Annotated in this window: 13 protein-coding genes; 4 read left to right on the top strand and 9 right to left on the bottom strand. The window is 67.1% G+C overall.

Going from position 1 to position 19,187, the window contains the following annotated elements; genetic code table 11:
• Positions 1–48: 48 nt before the first annotated feature.
• The 6 genes from trxB to ACIHCQ_RS02880 all read right to left on the bottom strand — a co-directional run bounded on the left by trxB (position 49) and on the right by ACIHCQ_RS02880 (position 9,297).
• Positions 49–1,023: a thioredoxin-disulfide reductase gene (trxB, locus tag ACIHCQ_RS02855; RefSeq protein ID WP_399657129.1), complete on the bottom strand. Its 975-nt coding sequence runs from the start codon at positions 1,021–1,023 to the stop codon at positions 49–51.
• Positions 1,024–1,150: 127 nt separating this feature from the next.
• Positions 1,151–2,050: an anti-sigma factor family protein gene (locus ACIHCQ_RS02860; protein WP_399657131.1), complete on the bottom strand. Its 900-nt coding sequence runs from the start codon at positions 2,048–2,050 to the stop codon at positions 1,151–1,153.
• Positions 2,047–2,760, bottom strand: coding sequence for an RNA polymerase sigma factor SigM (sigM, locus tag ACIHCQ_RS02865; protein ID WP_399657133.1), 714 nt, complete (start codon positions 2,758–2,760; stop codon positions 2,047–2,049). The genes ACIHCQ_RS02860 and sigM overlap by 4 nt, the downstream gene beginning before the upstream one ends.
• Before the next feature lie 25 nt (positions 2,761–2,785).
• Positions 2,786–4,492, bottom strand: coding sequence for a protein kinase family protein (locus ACIHCQ_RS02870; protein ID WP_399657134.1), 1,707 nt, complete (start codon positions 4,490–4,492; stop codon positions 2,786–2,788).
• 119 nt (positions 4,493–4,611) lie between these two features.
• A complete protein-coding gene (gene murJ / locus ACIHCQ_RS02875; protein WP_399657136.1) occupies positions 4,612–6,894 on the bottom strand; it encodes a murein biosynthesis integral membrane protein MurJ in 2,283 nt (760 codons plus the stop codon).
• A gap of 45 nt (positions 6,895–6,939) precedes the next feature.
• Positions 6,940–9,297: a DUF6049 family protein gene (locus ACIHCQ_RS02880; protein ID WP_399657138.1), complete on the bottom strand. Its 2,358-nt coding sequence runs from the start codon at positions 9,295–9,297 to the stop codon at positions 6,940–6,942.
• A gap of 249 nt (positions 9,298–9,546) precedes the next feature.
• On the opposite strand from ACIHCQ_RS02880, the gene ACIHCQ_RS02885 reads away from it, so the two are divergent.
• Positions 9,547–11,019, top strand: a complete 1,473-nt coding sequence (locus ACIHCQ_RS02885; protein ID WP_399657140.1) for a CCA tRNA nucleotidyltransferase — start codon at positions 9,547–9,549, stop codon at positions 11,017–11,019.
• A 109-nt stretch (positions 11,020–11,128) separates the two neighbouring features.
• On the opposite strand, the gene ACIHCQ_RS02890 is transcribed toward ACIHCQ_RS02885, so the two are convergent.
• The 3 genes from ACIHCQ_RS02890 to ACIHCQ_RS02900 all read right to left on the bottom strand — a co-directional run bounded on the left by ACIHCQ_RS02890 (position 11,129) and on the right by ACIHCQ_RS02900 (position 14,333).
• On the bottom strand, positions 11,129–12,397 hold the full coding sequence (locus ACIHCQ_RS02890) for an MFS transporter (protein ID WP_399657142.1): 1,269 nt from the start codon (positions 12,395–12,397) through the stop codon (positions 11,129–11,131).
• A gap of 77 nt (positions 12,398–12,474) precedes the next feature.
• Positions 12,475–13,557 carry an inositol-3-phosphate synthase gene (locus ACIHCQ_RS02895; protein ID WP_399657144.1) on the bottom strand — a complete coding sequence of 361 codons (1,083 nt, stop codon included), beginning with the start codon at positions 13,555–13,557 and terminating at the stop codon, positions 12,475–12,477.
• A 59-nt stretch (positions 13,558–13,616) separates the two neighbouring features.
• Positions 13,617–14,333: a helix-turn-helix transcriptional regulator gene (locus ACIHCQ_RS02900; RefSeq protein ID WP_399657146.1), complete on the bottom strand. Its 717-nt coding sequence runs from the start codon at positions 14,331–14,333 to the stop codon at positions 13,617–13,619.
• 511 nt (positions 14,334–14,844) lie between these two features.
• Between ACIHCQ_RS02900 and ACIHCQ_RS02905 the strand changes: the two genes are divergently transcribed.
• The 3 genes from ACIHCQ_RS02905 (at position 14,845) to ACIHCQ_RS02915 (ending at position 19,101) form a co-directional block, all read left to right on the top strand.
• On the top strand, positions 14,845–15,012 hold the full coding sequence (locus tag ACIHCQ_RS02905; RefSeq protein WP_399657641.1) for a hypothetical protein: 168 nt from the start codon (positions 14,845–14,847) through the stop codon (positions 15,010–15,012).
• The gene (locus ACIHCQ_RS02910; protein WP_399657595.1) at positions 15,009–17,417 is read left to right on the top strand and encodes a transglycosylase domain-containing protein; all 2,409 of its coding nucleotides are present in this window, start codon (positions 15,009–15,011) and stop codon (positions 17,415–17,417) included. Before ACIHCQ_RS02905 ends, ACIHCQ_RS02910 begins: the two co-directional genes overlap by 4 nt.
• Positions 17,418–17,583: 166 nt before the next feature.
• Positions 17,584–19,101: a glycosyltransferase family 87 protein gene (locus ACIHCQ_RS02915; protein ID WP_399657148.1), complete on the top strand. Its 1,518-nt coding sequence runs from the start codon at positions 17,584–17,586 to the stop codon at positions 19,099–19,101.
• Positions 19,102–19,187: the final 86 nt, after the last annotated feature.

The raw sequence follows: 19,187 nt of genomic DNA on the forward strand, positions 1-19,187 counted from the left end.
GCGGCCTCCTTACTTCTCTGCGGGATGGGGGGAGGGGGAGGGTGGAGTTCAGACCACGGGGGTCTTCTCCGGCTCTGCGGCCTTCTCCCGGTCGGCGAGGGCGGCGAGGTAGCGCTCGGAGTCGAGGGCGGCGGAGCAGCCGGTGCCTGCGGCGGTGATGGCCTGGCGGTAAGTGTGGTCAACGACGTCGCCCGCAGCGAAGACACCGGTCAGATTGGTCTGAGTGGACGGCGCGGCGACCTGTACGTAGCCCTCGTCATCCAGGTCGAGCTGACCCTTGAAGAGCTCGGTGCGCGGGTCGTGGCCCACAGCGATGAACAGGCCGGTCACCGGGAGCGCCGACGTCTCGCCCGTCTTGGTGTTGCGCAGGGTGAGACCGGTGAGCTTCTGCTCGCCGTGGATCGCGGCGACCTCGCTGTCCCACACAAAGGAAATCTTCGGGTCGGCGAAGGCGCGGTCCTGCATGGCCTTGGAGGCGCGCAGGGTATCGCGGCGGTGGACGATCGTGACGGTCTTCGCGAAGCGGGAGAGGAAGGTGGCCTCCTCCATTGCGGTGTCGCCGCCGCCGATTACAGCGATGTCCTGGTCCTTGAAGAAGAAGCCGTCACAGGTCGCGCACCAGGAGACGCCGCGCCCGGAGAGCGCGTCCTCGTTCGGCAGTCCCAGCTTCCGGTGCTGTGAGCCGGTGGTGACGATCACGGCCTTGGCGCGGTGAACAGTGCCCGCCGTGTCGGTGACCGTCTTGATCTCACCCGTGAGGTCGACGGAGATGACGTCGTCCGGGATCAGCTCGGCGCCGAAGCGCTCCGCCTGGGCCCGCATGTTGTCCATAAGGTCCGGCCCCATGATCCCGTCGCGGAACCCGGGGAAGTTTTCCACCTCAGTGGTGTTCATGAGCGCACCGCCTGCGGTGACGGCGCCCTCGAACACCAGCGGCTGCAAAGATGCGCGTGCGGTATAGAGCGCGGCCGTGTAGCCGGCGGGCCCGGACCCGATGATGATCACGTTACGGACGTCGCTCACGGGTTTTTTCCTCGTCTCTGCGGACTGCCTGCTTGTCTACTGGGGCCCAGTCAATGACTCTCACCCCACCCAACGGATCCTACGGGGCTTGCATTCCCGGTACGTCCGAGCGGCACAGAGACGTGTGTCAGGGGCGAGGGTAAGCAGTCGTCTGCAGGAGCTTTCCCGCGGTCGCGGGGGAAGTCTCGACGCAGCCCGCGTCGATCACATACGCCTGCACCTGCTTCGCGTCCGTGGAGTGCGGCAGCACGACGAGGTAGGCGCTCTGGCCCTTGTACTGTCCCTCCTCGACGGCGATCGGGGTCTCGGTCCGGCCGGTCCCCTTCTGGATACAGGGCGGCGCCGTCGCTTGCGGTGTGGCCGCGCCCTCAACGCGTGCGTCCCCGTCGTCCTTGGACCCCTCGAACAGGCGATCCGATGGCCCTCCGTTGGCGACGAGCGTCTGCACACGGTTCTGGAGGCCGGGCCCGGAGAGATCCTGCTTATCGCTGTCGAGGGCGGTGACGCCCGCTTCCTTCTGAGCGGAGCTGTCACTGGCGCTGTAGGTGGACGGCAGAGACTGAAAGAGCAGGACGCTGACGCCGACTGCGGCGGCACCGAAGACGGCTCCAAGGACGGCGCGGCGGCGACGTGTCTGCCGGCTGCGGCCGGGACCGGTAGCGGCGCGGGGGTGGCCACTCGGCCGGTCGGCCGGTGCAGTGTCCGTCTGCGGGATGGCGGGCGTTGTTTCACGTGAAACATGCATCTGTTCTTCCGGCGCGGTGGCATCCAGAAGAGCCTCGGCGGCCAGGGCGGCGTCGATGCGACCGGCGATGTCGGCGGGCATCCGAGAGGCGCCGGGGAGCGTACCGAGCAGTCCGCGGATCTCCTCGAGGGACGCACGTACCTCCGCGCACAGGGCGCAGGCGTCGAGGTGCTGCCGGACATCGGCGGTGCGTGTCGGCGAGAGGAGGCCCTCGGCGAGGTCGGAGATTTCCGAGACGTCCGGGTGCCGAGTTGTGTCGGTCCTGTCGGTCGTGGATGTCACGCGCGCCCACCTCCGCCCTTCACCGCAGCAGGGTCATGTGGCCCTGTGTCTCTTTGTCCCGACCCCGGTGGGACGGATGTCTCCGGCGTCCGGTTCCTTCCCATGCTGACCTCGGTGTTATCCCCGTTGTCCACGGCATTGGCGCGAAGGTGTGTGAGCATCGGCAACAGCCGTGCCCGTCCGCGAGCACAGCGGCTCTTGACGGTTCCCACCGGTACTTCGAGGACGCGGGCAGCCTCCGCCACGGGGTAGCCCTGCATATCCACCAGCACCAGCGCGGCACGCTGATCGACGGGGAGTTTCCTCAACGCCGTCAGGAGCTCCCGGTGGAGGTCCTGACGCTCGGCCGGAGCCGCTGCCGACTCGTGAGGCTCCAGGAGCTGCTCCAGCCGCTCGGTGTCGTCGACCGGGGAAGTCTTGCGCGAGGCAGCCTTGCGCGCCCGGTCGAGACAGGCGTTCACCGTAATGCGATGGAGCCACGTGGTGACGGCGGACTGGCCACGGAAGGTATGAGCCGCCCGGAAGGCGGACACCAGAGCGTCCTGGACAGCGTCCGCAGCTTCCTCGCGGTCTCCCAGGGTGCGCAGGGCGACAGCCCAGAGCCTGTCACGGTGGCGCCGAACGAGCTCACCGAAGGCGTCCGGGTCTCCTGCGACATGACTGGCCAGAAGATCTTGGTCGCTTGTGTCGCCGAGTGTCGCGTCGTCCAACGGTGAGCCCCCCTCCCCTGTGCCATCAGCTGGTGATCTTGATCTCCGAGACCTTGCCCCGGTAGTAGATACCGTCGGCCTTCGGCAGCTTGGTCAGCCAGACCAGAACGTACCGTGCCTTCACGGGTTTGCCGGGTTTGAGGGACACTTTCGAACCGGACCCTTCGGAGACCTTCGTGAAGCCGTCGAGGGTGGTCGGCTCCGCCGTGGCATCCGCGGACGCGGTCCGCAGTTCGACGGATGTCTCTCCGCCGAGGAAGGAGACGTCCACGGTGGAGATCTGCTGGGCCTCGCCGAGGTCCAGAACGATGCCAACGCCCGGCTTCAGACCGCCGAGGTTCGCGCTCTTGTAGCCGTCGGTGTTCCAGAACGACGCCGGGTCGCCGTCGTAGCTGTTCTTTATCCCGGCGGGTTTCTCGGAGCCGTCGGGCCCCAGAGGGTCGAAGTCATGGGCGGCGACAATGGTGGCCGGTTTGGCGGGCTCGGGTGCGGGCGTGGGGTTCTTTTCGTCGGTACCCGTCTGAGAGGTGTCCGGACTGACCGGGTCCTTGCCGCGGTCGATCAGTTTGTCCGCGACCTGCCAGCTACCTAGTCCCAGTGCGGCGATCAGCAGCGCGGCCACCGCCCACTTGAGGACTTTGCCGGTGCGGCTCTGGAGCGGTGCGGGCGGTGCGGCCACCGGCTGGGTGACCGCCGTTCCCTGACGGGCCGCAGAGCGGCCGTAGGTGCCCTGCTGGTAAGTGGTGCGCTGGTACTCCGGCGGGGAGGTGAACGCGGGCTCCGGCGGGCGGATGCGCGGCATGGCCGCTACGGCCTTGGCCAGTTCGTCGGGCGTGGTGCAGGGCGGCTCCTGACGGGAGGCCGTGGCTCCGTCGTTGACCAGGGCGCGCATGGCGAGCTCGGAGAGCCGGCGGTGGACACCGGCCCGCACCTGGTCCGGGGCGATGAGCCCGACTCCCTTAGGCAGCCCGGAGAGGCCGTACGCATCACTTTCGTACGGCCACCGCTGCGTCAGCGCCGCGTAGAGCAGCGCACCGATCGCCTCGGTGTCCGTCCGTTGCGGGCCGTCGGCGGTGATCCCGCGCAGCGCGGCGTTGACCGCCAGGCCGCGGATCCGGTACTGCCCGCTCGAGGTGCGCAGGACCGCGCCAGGAGTGAGCCGGAGATGGGCCAGGCCCTCACGGTGAGCCGCTGCCATGGCCTGGGAGAGCTGGTCGACGAGCTGGTAGGCGTCGTGCGGCTCCATGGGTCCCATGGCGAGCAGCGCGGTGAGCTCGGTCGCGTCCGGAAGCCACTCATGAACGACGTACACGAGGTCGTTCTCCTCGACGGCGTCGAGGACTTGCACGAAACGCGGATCTCCGAGCAGCGCGGACGAACGAGCCGCCGCGAGTACCGAACGCGCTCGCGGGTGATCGGCGGGGAGCAGATGCACCCCGACGGCGCGGCGCAACTTTTCGTCGACCGCGCGCCAACTGCTGAAACCGTCCAGACGGGTGACGCACTCCTCAAGTCGGTAGCGTCTGGCGAGCTTGTGTCCACTGTGCAGTTGGGGCGTGGCGATGGAGGGTTCGATGCCCTGCTGTTCGCTGCCCGTGTCTGATGCGGTCTTCTCCGCCGAGTCCTGGGATTCCGCCGCCCCGTCGGTCGTGGCCTTGCCCGCCTGGGCGTTCAGCGGATCGTCTCCGCTGTCGTGGGCCACGTCGACGGCAGCCGTGCTACGTTCCGCCACCGTCGTTCCTGCCTCCCCATCCGTTGCGCCGTATCCAACAGCCATGCCAATTGTGCCCACAGTTGGTCGCTATGCACGACACACAGCGGCCGCCGATGGTTGTGCGAGAGTGTGCGCCCCTAGCGCCCGAGGCGCCCGCGCACCATGCCGACCAGGGAGTTGAGCTCCTCGATGCGCATCCGCTTCGCGGCGACGAAGAAGACGCCCAGCAAGACGATCCCACCACCGGCCAGCGCGGCGAGCGATGCGGCAGCGCCACTGCCGAGTGCCCTGAGAACCATGAAGGCGACTCCGCCACCGGCAACCGCGGCCGGGACCGAAGCCATGCTGAGCCTGGCATACGTACGCAGGACGTGGGAACTGTCCAGGTCGCCGCCGAGGCGGCTCTTGAGACGGCGCCAGGCGATGCCCACTCCGACGGCGTACGCGAGACCGTACGAGGCGGCCATGCCGACGACCACCCAGCGGGCGGGCAGCACCAGGAAACAGACCCCGGCGGCAGCCGCGTTGACGATGGCGACGATGACGGTGTTGTAGAAGGGCGTGCGGGTGTCCTCGTACGCGTAGAACCCGCGCAGCACGACGTACTGCACGGAGTACGGAATGAGGCCCAAGCCGAAGGCCATGAGTACGAAGCCGATGCTGCGGGCGCCTTCCGCGCCGGATCCGGCGTACAGCAGCGTGGCAATCGGCACCCCGAGCGCGAGGAAGGCGAAGGCGCACGGCACGATCGCGACGGCCGAGGTGCGAAGCCCGTACGAGATGTCATCGCGCACCGCGGCGGCGTCGCCGTCGTGGGCCGAGCGGGAGATCCTGGGCAGGACCGCGGTCATCACGGACACCGTGATGATGGCCTGCGGCATCTGCCACAGGAGCAGCGCGTAGTTGTACGCGGTGATGCCCGTGCCGGTATAGCCCGCCTTCTCGGCGACCGAGCCGGCTGACGTGGCGAGCTGGGTAACAACGATCATGCCGAGCTGGTTGGCGAGGACGAAGAAGAAGGTCCACTTGGCGAGCCCGGCGGCCTTGCCCAGGCCGTGGCCCTTCCAGTCGAAGCGCAGCCGCATCTTGAACCCCGCATCACGCAGATACGGGAACATCGCCAGCGCCTGGACGGTGAGACCGAGAAGCGTGCCGAGGCCCAGCAGCCGAACGCCTTCCGGGGTGATGGTCTCGGCCTTGACCCCGGATTCGGTGAAGCTGCCGAAGGCCCAGATGAAGGCGCCGAAGGTCGCGATGATCACGATGTTGTTCAGGACCGGGGTCCACATCATCGCGCCGAACTTCCCTCGCGCATTGAGAATCTGGCCGAGCACCACATGAAGACCCATGAAAAACATGGTGGGCAGGCAGTAACGGGCGAAGGCGACCGTCACTTCCATCCGCTGCGGGTCGGAGGCGATCGTCGGCGACATCATGCGCACGAGAAGCGGGGCCGCCAGGATGCAGAGTGCCGTGACGGCGGCGAGCAGCGACACGACGAGCGTGAGTAGCCGGTTGGCGTAGGCCTCGCCACCGTCGTCGTCGTTCTTCATGGCCCGTACGAGCTGCGGGATGAACACGGCGTTCAGAGCACCGCCGCCGACCAGGACATAGATCATTGTCGGCAGGACGTTGGCGACCTGGTAGGAGTCGTTGAGCGTGCCGACGCCGATCGCCGCGGCCATGACGAGAGTGCGCATAAAGCCCGTGAGGCGGGACACGATGGTGCCCGCCGCCATCACCGCGCTGGACTTGAGGATGCTGGAGGCGCGCCCGCCCGACTTGTTGGGAACGGGTGTCGCAGGGATCGGCTCCGGAGGCGGTGTAGGCCGCCCCGAGGCCTGCTGGTCCCGGAAGAGGTGCGCGAAGGCGTCGGGCTCCCGCTCCTCTGTGCCGGCCCGGGTGACCAGGTCGTCCACGCCCGTGAACTGGGTGTTCCTGGGATCGTCCCCGTACGGCAGATGACGCGAGAGGCCGGCCGGCTCGGGCGGCGGGGTCTGCGCCCAGATGCGGGGGTCCGGGGCATGCGGCGGAGCCGACGGCTGCTGGTACAGCGGCTGAGGCTCCTGGTAGAAGCCCGGGGGCGGCGGCGGGTGCGAGGCGCGGTCGTAAAGAGCTTCGGCCACCGGGTCCTGGGCGGACAGGTCCTGTGCCTGGTAAGGGTCCTGGACATAGGCGTCCTGGACATAGGCGTCCTGGACATAGGCGTCCTGGAGGTAGGGGTCCTGGACGTAGGGGGTCTGAGCAGGCGGAGCTTGGGCGTAAGGGTCCTGTGCGTAGGCGTCCTGGGCGTAAGGGGCAGGGTCTGGCTGTGGCGCCGGCGGAACCTGACCCGGCACGGGGGGTTCGGAGGGCTGCCCCCGGGACGGCACAGATCCGCCCGCGCCCTGACCGCGGTCACCGTCGTACGGCGCGTTCATCGCTACCCCACCTCATTGTCCCCGGCCGACCGGCCACGACATCGCTCAACGGTCCACTTTCTCACCCGTACCCGACGCCTTGCCGTTTTCCGGTCCGGTGTCCGGTGCCGGGTCACCCGGGTGCCCGGGATCAGGGCTGTCGATGTCACCTTCTGCCGGCTCAGAGTCCTCGGGGCCCTCACAGCCATCGGAGCCTGCAGAGCTCGCCAAGGCGTCTGAGCCGTCTTGCTGCCGGGCAGCCGCGCGCTTGCGCTGGCTGTACATCCTGACGCCTGCGAGGACGAGCAGCAGGACACCGCCCGCGATGACAAGCATCACGGTCGGAGTGATCTCCGAGACTTTTACCGTGAACTGCATCTCCGCGCCGTACGGCTTGCCGTCTTCGGTGTAGAGCTGGGCCCTCATCAGGACCGGGCCGTTGGCGTTGGCCGAGGTGGCGAACTTCACCGACTGGCTGTGCCCCCCATCGACCTTGATCGGCTGCTCGGCGACACCCTTGTCGTCGTCGAGACTGAGGCGGGTGGAGTTGTCCGAACTCAGTCGCAGCACCAGGTTGTCGATGCCCTGGAGCAGCTTGTTCTGCACGGTGACCGGGATCGTCGCGCTGCGTCCCGAGAGAGTCACCTGCGACTTCTCGATCAGCCGCACCTCTTCGGTGAGGCTCTGAAGATAGAACCGCACGCCGTCGCGGTACTGCTGGGCGCCCACGGGGTTGCCGCGCCAGAACGTGGACATCTCCCGGTCGATCGACCTGCCGAAGGGGGTCACCACCCTGTCCTGCGCGGTGAGGATGACCTTGAAGTTGTCGAGGGTGTTCTGGGTGGCCCTGATGTCGTGGAACGCCTGAACCGGCAGCTCCTGCTTGCTCAGCTCGTCTGGGTAGCGGGAAGAGCTGGGCACCTTGGTCGTTGCTTTGGCATCGGGCTTGGCGTCCGCGGCGGCGATCAGGTCGAGCGGCTGCGTCCAGCGCTGAGCGTCCAGGGCGTGCAGGGCGCGAGCCATGGACTGCGCCTGGGAGGCGGTCGGCATCCGCTGCGGAGCGACGACGATGCTCCGCTGCTTGCCGGGATTCTGGAGAGTCACCGCCAGCGTCTGGGCGAGGAACTCCTGGACCGCGAGTGTGGAGTCGCCAGTGTGGATCATGTCGCCCTGGAAGGCGGTGGAGAGCCGGGCATCGGCGACCACGGCTGTCGTCCCGCCGCCGATGGGCCGCGCCGAGTTCGGTGTGTACGACAGGTCGTCCCGCAGGCTGTCGCTACGGGCGATCACCTTGTGGGCGCCCGCAGACGTGGCGACATCGACGATCGAAGAGTCGATCGCGCCGTCGACCGGCCAGGCGAAGTCGATGGACGGCTTCACATGGATGATCGTCTCCACCGTCGTCTCGGCGACCGCAGTGGCCGACTGCAGATGGCTCAGGGAGCCAGAGACCTTCTTGCCACGGTGTGCCAGAGACGCGAGATCAGGGTCGGCGAACGGCAGCGCGACCACCTTGCGGCCCTTTACCGCAGCCTCCACGGAGCTCAGCCACCGCTTGGCCAAGGCCTGGTTCTTGCCTGCGACGGTGGTGGTCCCATTCTTGACCCGGTAGTTTCCCGTCATCGCATCGACAGTGGCGAGAAGATCCGGATCGATGACCCAGGTGACGGGCAGCTCACTGCCGATGGAGACCAGCTGCTCAAGCCGTCCGCCCGGGGAGAGCTCCGCTGCCAGCGTCTCGTCCTCGAAAACCGGAGTCTGCTGCTCGTCGGAGCCCGTCTCCGAGGTGAGGTGAACCGAGGAGATCAGCGGCCAGAGATAGGTGAGCTGGGTTTTCTTCTCCGTGGCCTCGGGCTGCCAGGGCAGGAACGTCCGCTCGATGCCCAGGACCTGCTTCACCGGCTCACTCGTGGTCTGCCCGGACAGGGACACACCGAGCTGATAGACGCCGTCGCCGTCGAGCTCAAGCTCGCTGACCGGGACGGAGAGCGTGAATTCCCTACTGATGTGCGAACCGAGCGGCGGAATCTCGGCGGTGTACTTGTCGTCGATCGGCGAAGGGTCGACGCCGTAAGCGAAACCGGTCCGCTCGGCGGCGCTGTCGATGGAGGACCGGCTGGACAGCGTCGGGCCCACCCGCAGATCGACCTGGGCGTTGGTGACGGTCTGCCCGCCCTTGTTGTACACCGTGCCCGAGATGGTGAGCGTGTCGCTCTCTCCCGGAGCGAGGGGAGTCAGGGCGTTGAGCGACACATCGACCGTGCGGGAGACGTTGGCCTCCCCGGAGGCATGCGCGGAAGAGGCGGTCGGACCGCACACCAGTCCGGCCGCGAGCGGGACGCCGGCGATCAGGGCTGCTGTCCGGCGCAGCCACCGGCGGGCAGGAGAGGGATTCATCCCCTGGAAGTCTGCCGCCTCGGCCACGCGCTCGCCCGTCCCTTGTCCGTCGTCTGCTGCCGCTGGTGGTGGTTTCTCGGTTCTTGCGTCCACGCATGGTAACGATGTGCGCCGTGCCGAAGTGCCGCGGAGTGCCCTACATGATCAGAAGAGACTCCGAGGCCGCACATTGAAGCCCATTGAAAACCCATGAAGACCCCTGGAGACCCATGAAGATCTCCGGGGCGCTGTAAATAGGAACCTTCCGGTCGGCCCGGGCACGTACCCTTTTCTGTTGTGCCGAACGCCAATGAAGACAACCTCAATGCCCTGAGCCAGGTGCAACGCCGCGCGGTGAGTGAACTGCTGCGGGTGTCCCCTGTCGCCGACGACCTCGCCCGCCGTTTCCAGGAGGCCGGGTTCCGTCTCGCCCTGGTCGGGGGCTCGGTCCGGGATGCGCTGCTCGGCCGACTCGGCAATGACCTGGACTTTACGACGGACGCCCGGCCCGAGGACGTACTGAAGATCATCCGTCCGTGGGCGGACTCGGTGTGGGAGGTCGGGATCGCCTTCGGCACGGTCGGGGCCCAGAAGAGTGGGCGGGCCGCGGACGCGAATCAGCACTTTCAGATCGAGGTCACCACGTACCGCTCGGAGGCGTACGACCGGACTTCCCGCAAGCCTGAGGTGTCTTACGGCGACTCGATCGAGGAAGACCTCGTCCGTCGGGACTTCACCGTGAACGCGATGGCCGTGGCCCTGCCCGAGAAGGAGTTCATCGACCCGCACGGCGGTCTGGAGGACCTCGCCGCACGCGTCCTGCGAACCCCCGGTACGCCTCAGGAGTCCTTCTCCGATGACCCGCTGCGCATGATGCGGGCCGCCCGGTTCGCCGCGCAGCTGGACTTCGAGGTGGCGGCCGAGGTGGTTGCCGCGATGAAGGAGATGGCGGATCGCATCGAGATCGTCTCCGCCGAACGGGTGCGGGATGAGCTGAACAAGCTGATCCTGTCGGCCCAGCCGCGCCAGGGTCTGGCGCTGCTCGTCGACTCCGGTCTCGCCGCACATGTGCTGCCCGAACTGCCGGCGCTGCGTCTGGAGAGCGACGAGCACCACCGGCACAAGGATGTGTACGAGCACTCCCTGACGGTTCTGGAGCAGGCCATCGATCTGGAGGAGGCTGGCCCGGACCTCGTGCTGCGGCTGGCGGCGCTGCTCCATGACATCGGAAAGCCGCGGACGAGGCGCTTCGAGAAGGACGGCGGAGTCTCGTTCCACCACCACGAGGTGGTGGGTGCGAAGATGACCAAGAAGCGGATGACCACGCTCAAGTACTCCAATGACCTGGTCAAGGACGTCTCGCGGCTTGTGGAGCTGCATCTGCGGTTCCACGGATACGGAACCGGGGAGTGGACCGACTCGGCGGTACGGCGGTATGTGCGCGACGCCGGGCCGATGCTGAGCCGACTGCACAAGCTGACGCGCTCGGACTGCACCACGCGTAATCAGCGCAAGGCGAATGCGCTCTCCCGGGCCTACGACGGGCTGGAGGAGCGCATCGCGCAGTTGCAGGAGCAGGAGGAGCTGGACGCCATCCGGCCCGATCTGGACGGCAATCAGATCCAGGAAGTCCTCGGAGTGGGCCCCGGTCCGGCGATCGGCAAGGCATACGCGTTCCTGCTGGAGCTGCGGCTGGAGAACGGGCCGATGGAGCACGATGCGGCCGTGGCCGCGCTCAAGGGATGGTGGGCGCAGCAAGGGGGAGCGTGAAACGCCGCGATGTTTCACGTGAAACATCGCGGCGAGTTCAGAGGGTGAGGGGCAAGGTGGGTGTGGGGCGATGTTTCACGTGAAACATCGCCCCACACCCATGACGGCTCTAAGGCGCTGCTGTTACACGGCTCCACCGGGCCATGGCCACGGCGACCGCCGTATAGATGACCGCGACCACGACGACCAGGGGAACCGACCGGCCGTCGGGCGGCAGCATCAGTGCGGCGACTCCTGCGGCTCCCACGAAGGCGACGTTGAACAGCACGTCGTACAGGGAGAAGACCCTGCCGCGATACGCGTCGTCCACCGTTGTCTGCACCACTGTGTCCGTGGAAATCTTCGCCCCCTGGGTGACGAACCCCAGGATGAAGGCGGCGATCAGGGTCGGCGCGGGTGCGAACCACAGTCCCAGAGCCAGTTCGAGCACGGCTGCCGTCGCCGCGCACGCCGCTATCCATCTGTACTGACCGAGCCGGCCGACGGCCCACGGCGTGAGCACGGCCGCCGCGAAAAACCCCGCGCCCGATACGCCGACGGCAACCCCGAGTAGGGCCAGGCCTTCCGACTCCTTCTCGGCCCAGGCATACCGGCTGAGCATCAGCACCATCACCGTCAGCGCGCCGTAGCAGAAACGCAGCAGGGTCATCGCGCCCAGCGCGTAGCTCGCCGCCCGCCGCTGGGCCAGATGGCGCAGTCCGTCCGCCAGCCCGCGCGCCGTGGAGGTCAGCGCCGCAGCCAGCCGGGGCTGCACCAGTTCCTGGTCCGGCCCGAGCAGCTCTCGCGCGATCCGCAGTGAGGAAAGTCCCGCGCAGAGATAGAGCGCCGCGCCGAGCAGCACCACCGTGGCATCCGAGTCCGCGGCGACCAGCCGCACCGCGAAGGCGAGCCCGCCGCCCGCTGTCGCGGCGAGCGTGCCGGCCGTCGGCGAGAGGGAGTTCGCCAGTACGAGCCGGTCGGCGTCGACCACACGGGGCAGCGCGGCGGAGAGCCCGGCCAGCACAAAGCGGTTGACGGCTGTGACCGACAGGGCCGAGACGTAGAAGAGCCAGTCGGGCACCGACGCGATGATCAGCAGGGCCGTGCAGCAGGCCAGGAGGGCCCGCAGGAGATTCCCGTACAGGAAGACCTGCCGACGCCGCCAGCGGTCCAGCAGGACGCCGGCGAAGGGGCCGATCAGGGAGTACGGCAGGAGAAGCACGGCCATGGCGGAGGCCACCGCGGCAGGCGAGGTCTGCCTCTCCGGCGAGAAGACCACGTACGTGGCGAGCGCCACCTGATAGACGCCGTCAGCCGACTGGGAGAGCAGCCGGACCGCAAGCAGCCGGCGGAAGTCGGGCAGACGCAGGAGTACGCGCAGATCACGTACGACAGACATGCGAGCAAGGGTCACATACGAGGAGGGTCCCCGGGTGGATTGCCCGGGGACCCTCCTCGTGGGAGCAGAACCAGTGCTTAGCGTTCTACCTCGCCCCTGATGAACTTCTCGACGTTCTCGCGGGCCTCGTCGTCGTAGTACTGGACCGGCGGCGACTTCATGAAGTAAGAGGACGCGGAGAGGATGGGGCCGCCAATGCCGCGGTCCTGGGCGATCTTCGCGGCGCGAACGGCGTCGATGATGATGCCCGCGGAGTTGGGGGAGTCCCACACCTCCAGCTTGTACTCGAGGTTCAGGGGCACCTCGCCGAAGGCGCGGCCTTCGAGGCGGACGTAGGCCCACTTGCGGTCGTCGAGCCAGGCGACGTAGTCGGACGGGCCGATGTGGACGTTGTCGGCGCCCATCTCGCGGTCGCGGATCTGGGAGGTGACGGCCTGAGTCTTGGAGATCTTCTTGGATTCCAGGCGCTCACGCTCAAGCATGTTCTTGAAGTCCATGTTGCCGCCGACGTTCAGCTGCATGGTGCGGTCCAGGATGACACCGCGGTCTTCGAAGAGCTTGGCCATGACGCGGTGGGTGATCGTGGCGCCCACCTGCGACTTGATGTCGTCGCCGACGATCGGGACACCGGCGGCGGTGAACTTGTCGGCCCACTCCTTGGTGCCGGCGATGAAGACGGGCAGGGCGTTGACGAACGCGACCTTGGCGTCGATGGCGCACTGGGCGTAGTACTTGGCGGCGGCATCGGAGCCGACGGGCAGGTAGCAGACCAGGACGTCGACCTGCTTGTCCTTGAGGGTCTGGACCATGTCCGCGGGGGTCTCGGCGGACTCCTCGATGGTCTCGCGGTAGTACTTGCCGAGGCCGTCGAGGGTGTGGCCGCGCTGGACCGTCACACCCGAGTGGGGCACGTCGCAGATCTTGATGGTGTTGTTCTCGCTGGCGCCGATGGCGTCCGCGAGGTCGAGGCCGACCTTCTTGGCGTCCACGTCGAAGGCGGCCACGAACTCGATGTCGGAGACGTGGTAGTCGCCGAACTGGACGTGCATCAGACCCGGCACCCGGGCCTTGGGGTCAGCGTCCTTGTAGAACTCGACGCCCTGCACCAGTGAGGCGGCGCAGTTGCCCACGCCGACGATGGCTACGCGAACGGAACCCATTCCGGTTGCTCCCTGTTTGATCTCTGTATTCCGGATGAAACCCTGCGGACCGCAGGGCCTCACTTGGCTGTGTCGTCGGACGGATCCGGCGGGGTGGAGGGCCTCGGGGAGGTTCCCCCGGAAGACTCAGCACCCCTGTGCCGGGGCAGGCCGCCCGTCTCTCCAGATGTGTTGTCGTGCTGAGCGGAGCTCTCGGGGGAGGACTGTCGCCGGTCCCGCCCCGCGCGCTCGCTCTCGATGAGCTCGTTCAGCCAGCGCACTTCGCGCTCCACGGACTCCATGCCGTGTCGCTGGAGCTCAAGCGTGTAGTCGTCGAGGCGCTCGCGAGTACGTGCCAGGGAGGCGCGCATCTTCTCCAGACGCTCTTCCAGCCGGCTGCGACGGCCCTCGAGCACTCGCATCCGTACCTCGCGCTCCGTCTGCCCGAAGAAGGCGAAACGGGCCGCGAAGTGCTCGTCCTCCCAGGAGTCCGGGCCGGTGTGCGAGAGCAGTTCCTCGAAGTGCTCCTTACCTTCTGCCGTCAATCGATAGACGATCTTGGCGCGGCGCCCCGCGAGTGAAGCGGCGAGGGCGTCCTCGGGAGCACTGCCCGGTTCCTCGATCAACCAGCCGTTGGCGACCAGCGTCTTGAGGCATGGGTAGAGGGTCCCGTAGCTGAAGGCCCGGAAGATTCCCAATGAGGTGTTGAGCCGTTTCCGCAGCTCATAGCCGTGCATCGGGGCTTCTCGGAGCAGGCCGAGCACGGCGAACTCGAGGATGCCGGAGCGTCTGCTCATCGTCGCCTCCCTCGCCGTGCCAGGTCTCTTATGCCGTGCTGATGTATCGGCTCGATACATCAGCACGATAGAACGACGTTCCCGTTGCGACAAGAGGGACCGAGGTGAACGGCGTCACATCCGCAATTCATAGGGAGCGAGTTGCCGGATTTGAGGCGAACTTCGGCGCTAGGTGGGTTTTGACCGTGCGTAGTCTGTGCGGCATGCAGACTGCCGTGACCCATGTGACGCCATGGCGTCGTCGGCGTGGATGCGCAGCGGATGAGTTCTTTGCGGAGCTGATCCGTATTCATTTCGGGGGGACCGGAACACAACTGCCGCTTCAGGCGTCTCGCCTGCCCGAGGAGTAGTCGTTCGATGAGCGAGCACCGTCGTAAACCGCCGCAGCAGCAAGGTGGCGGGCGGGCCGAGGTCAGGCGCGCCGCCCAGCCATCCGCTGGCCGCCGCGCAGCCCCGTCCCGGGGTAGTACCACTGCCTCTCCTTCCGCCTCGTACGGGGAGGAGCTTCCGTATGCCGGCAGGGCTCAGACCCGCCGTGCCTCCCAGCGCACCGGTGGTGGTCGCCGGCGCGGGGACGAAGGCGCGGGCGGCGGCCACGGCGGTGGAGGTGGCGGCCGACGCGGCGGTGGTGGCGGGGGCCACGACGGCCCCGGCCGCGGGCCCAATAAGAAACGGCTGATCGACTATCCGCGCCACAACAAGTACGGATGGCGGCGCTGGGTGCCGTCCTGGAAGCTCGTCACTGGGCTGTGCCTGGGCTTCGTCGGCAGCTTGATGGCTGCCGCGACCATCGCGTACGCCATGGTCGAGGTCCCGGACCCGCAGAAGGCCGCCAAGGCGCAGAACAACGTCTACTACTGGGACGACGGCACCCAGATGGCCGCGACCGGCGGCGAGATCAACCGGCAGATTGTCGGGATCGACCAGATCCCCGAGGCCATGCAGAACGCGGTGATCTCGGCCGAGAACAAGACTTTCTGGGATGACTCGGGAATCGACCCCAAGGGCATCAGCCGCGCCCTGCTGAACATGGCCAAGGGCGGGCAGACCCAGGGTGGCTCCACCATCACCCAGCAGTACGTGAAGAACGCCCACCTGGGCGACCAGAGCCAGACGATGAGCCGTAAGTTCAAGGAGCTGTTCATCTCCATAAGGGTCGGCACCGATGTGGATAAAGCGGACATCATGGCTGGTTATCTGAATACGTCGTACTACGGTCGTGGCGCCTACGGCATCCAGGCCGCGGCCCGTACGTACTACGGAAAGGACGCCAAGAAGCTGAGCGCCAGCGAGTGTGCCTTCCTCGCCTCGCTACTCAAGGGCGCGACCTACTTCGACCCGGCCGGCTCCGTGGACATCGACCCCAAGGGGGCGACGCCGGAGGCCAACACGAAGCGTGCCACCGAGCGCACGAACTGGATCCTCGACGAGATGGTCAAGGACAAGCACCTCGCCGCCGCCGAGCGAGCCAAGCTCAAGTTCGAGATGCCGAAAAAGCCCGTCAAGAACGCAGCGCTGAGCGGCCAGGTCGGTTATCTGGTGGCCCTCGCCAAGTCGTACGTCATCAACAACACCGGCGAGGGCATCGACGAAAAAAAGCTCGCGCAGGGCGGCTACGAGATCCACACGACCTTCAACAAGAAGAAGGTCGATCAGCTCGCGGCTGCGGTCAAGAAGGTCCAGGACAAGAACATTGACCCGAAGAAGCGTCCGACACTGGACACCTTCGTTCAGTTCGGCGGCGCATCCGTGGAGCCGAAGACTGGCAAGATCGTCGCCATCTACGGTGGCGAGGACGCCACCAAGCACTTCACCAACAACGCCGACCAGACCGGTGCCCAGGTTGGATCAACCTTCAAGCCGTTCGTCCTGGCCGCAGCGATGCGGGACGGAGTGCGTGACCCCGAGCAGGGCGAGGAGCAGGGGGCGGACACGCGCACCACGATCGACCCCGACAAGACGGTGTACAACGCCCAGAACAAGCTGACGATCAAGAAATACGACGGCAGCGTGTGGAAGGACGAGAAGGGAAAGGAGTGGCGCCAGCCCAACGACGGTGATCAGTCATACAAGGACATCACCCTGCGCGAGGCCATGATGCACTCCGCCAACTCGCCCTTCGTGCAGTTGGGCATGGACGTCGGCATCCCGAAGGTCAGGAAGGCGGCCATGGACGCCGGTCTGCTGGAGTCCTCCCTTTCCGAGGCGAATGTGCCGGCCTTCTCGCTCGGCATCTCCGACCCCAGCGCCATCCGCATGGCCAGCTCCTATGGCACCTTCGCGGCCAATGGTGAGCAGCGCGACCCGTACTCCGTCAGCAAGATCGACCAAGGTGGCGAGAACCGCTTTACGCACGAGGACGCTGCCAAGCAGCCGTTCACCACGCAGGTCGCGAGCAATGTGACGGACGTGCTCAAGTCGGTCGTCCAAGAGGACGAAGGCACCGGTAACAACGCCCGGTTGCCCAATCGGCAGGTCGCGGGCAAAACCGGTACGACCGACGGCAACAGGTCCGCCTGGTTCGTGGGCTACACGCCGCAGCTGTCGACCGCCATCGACATGTACCGCCTGGACGACAACGAGAAGAGCGGCAAGCCGCGCGAGTTCCAGAAGATGTTCGGAACCGGTGGCCAGAAGAAGATCCACGGTGCGTCGTTCCCCTCCGAGATCTGGCAGACGTACATGAGCGAGGCGCTCAAGGACTTGCCGATCCAGAACTTCCCGAAGGCCGAGCCCCTCGACGCTGATCCCTACTTCGGCGGCGGCGCCTCCGCCAGCCCGAAGCCGACGCAGAGCGAAACGGAGCCGGCCGAGGACCTTCCGTCCTCGACGCCCTCCATCACGCCGTCCCTCACGCCTTCCAAGAGTCCCAAGCCGAGCGAGTCCTGCAATCCGCTGGAGGACTGGAGCTGCAACGTCAACGGTGGGGGCAACAATGGGGGCGGTGATTCGGGCGGTACCGACAACGGTGGTACCGACAGCGGAGGAACAACCGGCGGGGTGACTGCCAGCCCGTCGTCGTCCGACACAAACGGCAACGGCGAGAATGGCAACGGAGGCATCATCGGAGGCCCGGACAACTAGCGACCTTCGGGTCCGGCTCTCCAGCACCCCAGCACCAGCTACCGCTCCACCGACACCGACAGCGACGCCATGAGGGCCGCCGTTCCCGGTACGCACAGGACCTGTGCGCTCCGGTACGGCGGCTCTCGCCGTGTCTCCGGTCGCCCCGTACGGCAGGATGTGCAGCATGCCCAGCGCAGAAGAGAGAAGCGTGTACCAGGACCGGCCCGACGTACGCCCCACGCGGCGGGACTCCGTAGCCGCGTCCGGCAGCGAGCTGATCGGCGGTCCGTCCGGCCGCTGGGCCCGGCGCGGCGGCAGTGGCCTGCTCACTCCCGTACGAGTCGTCGCACTGGTGGCGATCGGGATGTTCGCGCTCGGCATGGCGCAGAAGATGCCCTGTTACAACTGGGCCTGGTTCAGGGGCACCAGTTCGCAGTACACGCACGCCTGCTACTCCGACATTCCGCACCTCTATCTGGGACGCGGCTTCTCGGAAGGCCTCCTTCCGTACTTCGACCGGCTGCCCGGCGACATGGAGTACCTCGAATACCCCGTCCTGACGGGCTTGTTCATGCAGGTCGCGTCCTGGCTCAATCTGTCCGACGGCTCCATGCAGGATCAGGAGCGCATGTACTGGATGGTCAACGCGGCCATGCTGATGATCTGCACCGCGGTCATCGCCGTCTGTGTGGCTCGTACGCACCGCCGTCGCCCCTGGGACGCGCTCCTCGTGGCTCTGGCGCCCGCCCTGGCGCTCACCGCCACCATCAACTGGGACCTGCTGGCCGTCGCACTCACCGCCGCCGCAATGCTGATGTGGTCGCGTGGCCGGCCGATGGCCTTCGGCATCCTCGTCGGGCTCGCGACCGCCGCGAAGCTCTATCCCGTATTCCTGCTCGGTCCGCTGTTCCTGCTGTGCTGGCGCGCTGGCAAATGGCGGGAGTTCGCCACTGCGGTGCTCGGTGCGGCAGGAGCGTGGCTGGTGGTGAACCTGCCCGTCATGCTGTTCGCGCCGGAGGGGTGGAAGAAGTTTTACACCTTCAGTCAGGAGAGGACGGTCGACTTCGGCTCGTTCTGGCTGATCATCACGCAGCGTACGGGCGAGCCGCTGGAAGTCGAGTCGGTGAACACGTACGCGACGCTGCTGATGCTCCTCGCGTGCGCGGGCCTGGCGGCGCTGACGCTCTGCGCGCCGCGGCGGCCCCGTTTCGCACAGCTCGTCTTTCTGGTCGTCGCCGCGTTCATCCTCACCAACAAGGTCTACTCACCGCAGTACGTACTGTGGCTCATTCCGCTCGCCGCGCTGGCCAGGCCGCGCTGGCGGGACTTCCTGATCTGGCAGGCCTGCGAGGTCATGTACTTCCTCGGGATCTGGATGTACCTCGCGTACACGACCAGTGAGAAGCACCAGGGGCTGCCGACCGAGGGCTACCAGGCAGCGATCGCCGTGCATCTGCTGGGGACGCTGTACCTGTGCGGGGTGGTGGTGCGGGACATCCTGATGCCGGAACGGGACGGCGTACGGCAGGACGGGTCGGACGACCCGTCGGGCGGTGTGCTCGACGGGGCCGCAGATGTCTTCGTACTGGGGAGGGCAGCGCATCCGGCAGGGACTGCGGCGCAGGCTGTGGAGGGACCGCGGGTGGAGTGGGGGACGCCGCAGTCCCAGGGGTCCGGTACGGGGCCCCAGGCGTCCGCCTAGCCCGAGGAGCGGGGTTCCTGGGCCGGGCTCGTGCGACTCCTCCCAGGCGCGTCCAGGGCGTGTATGAGGAGTTCGCCCCTGGACGT

The organism is Streptomyces sp. NPDC052236 (assembly GCF_044548015.1).
Classification (GTDB): Bacteria; Actinomycetota; Actinomycetes; order Streptomycetales; family Streptomycetaceae; genus Streptomyces.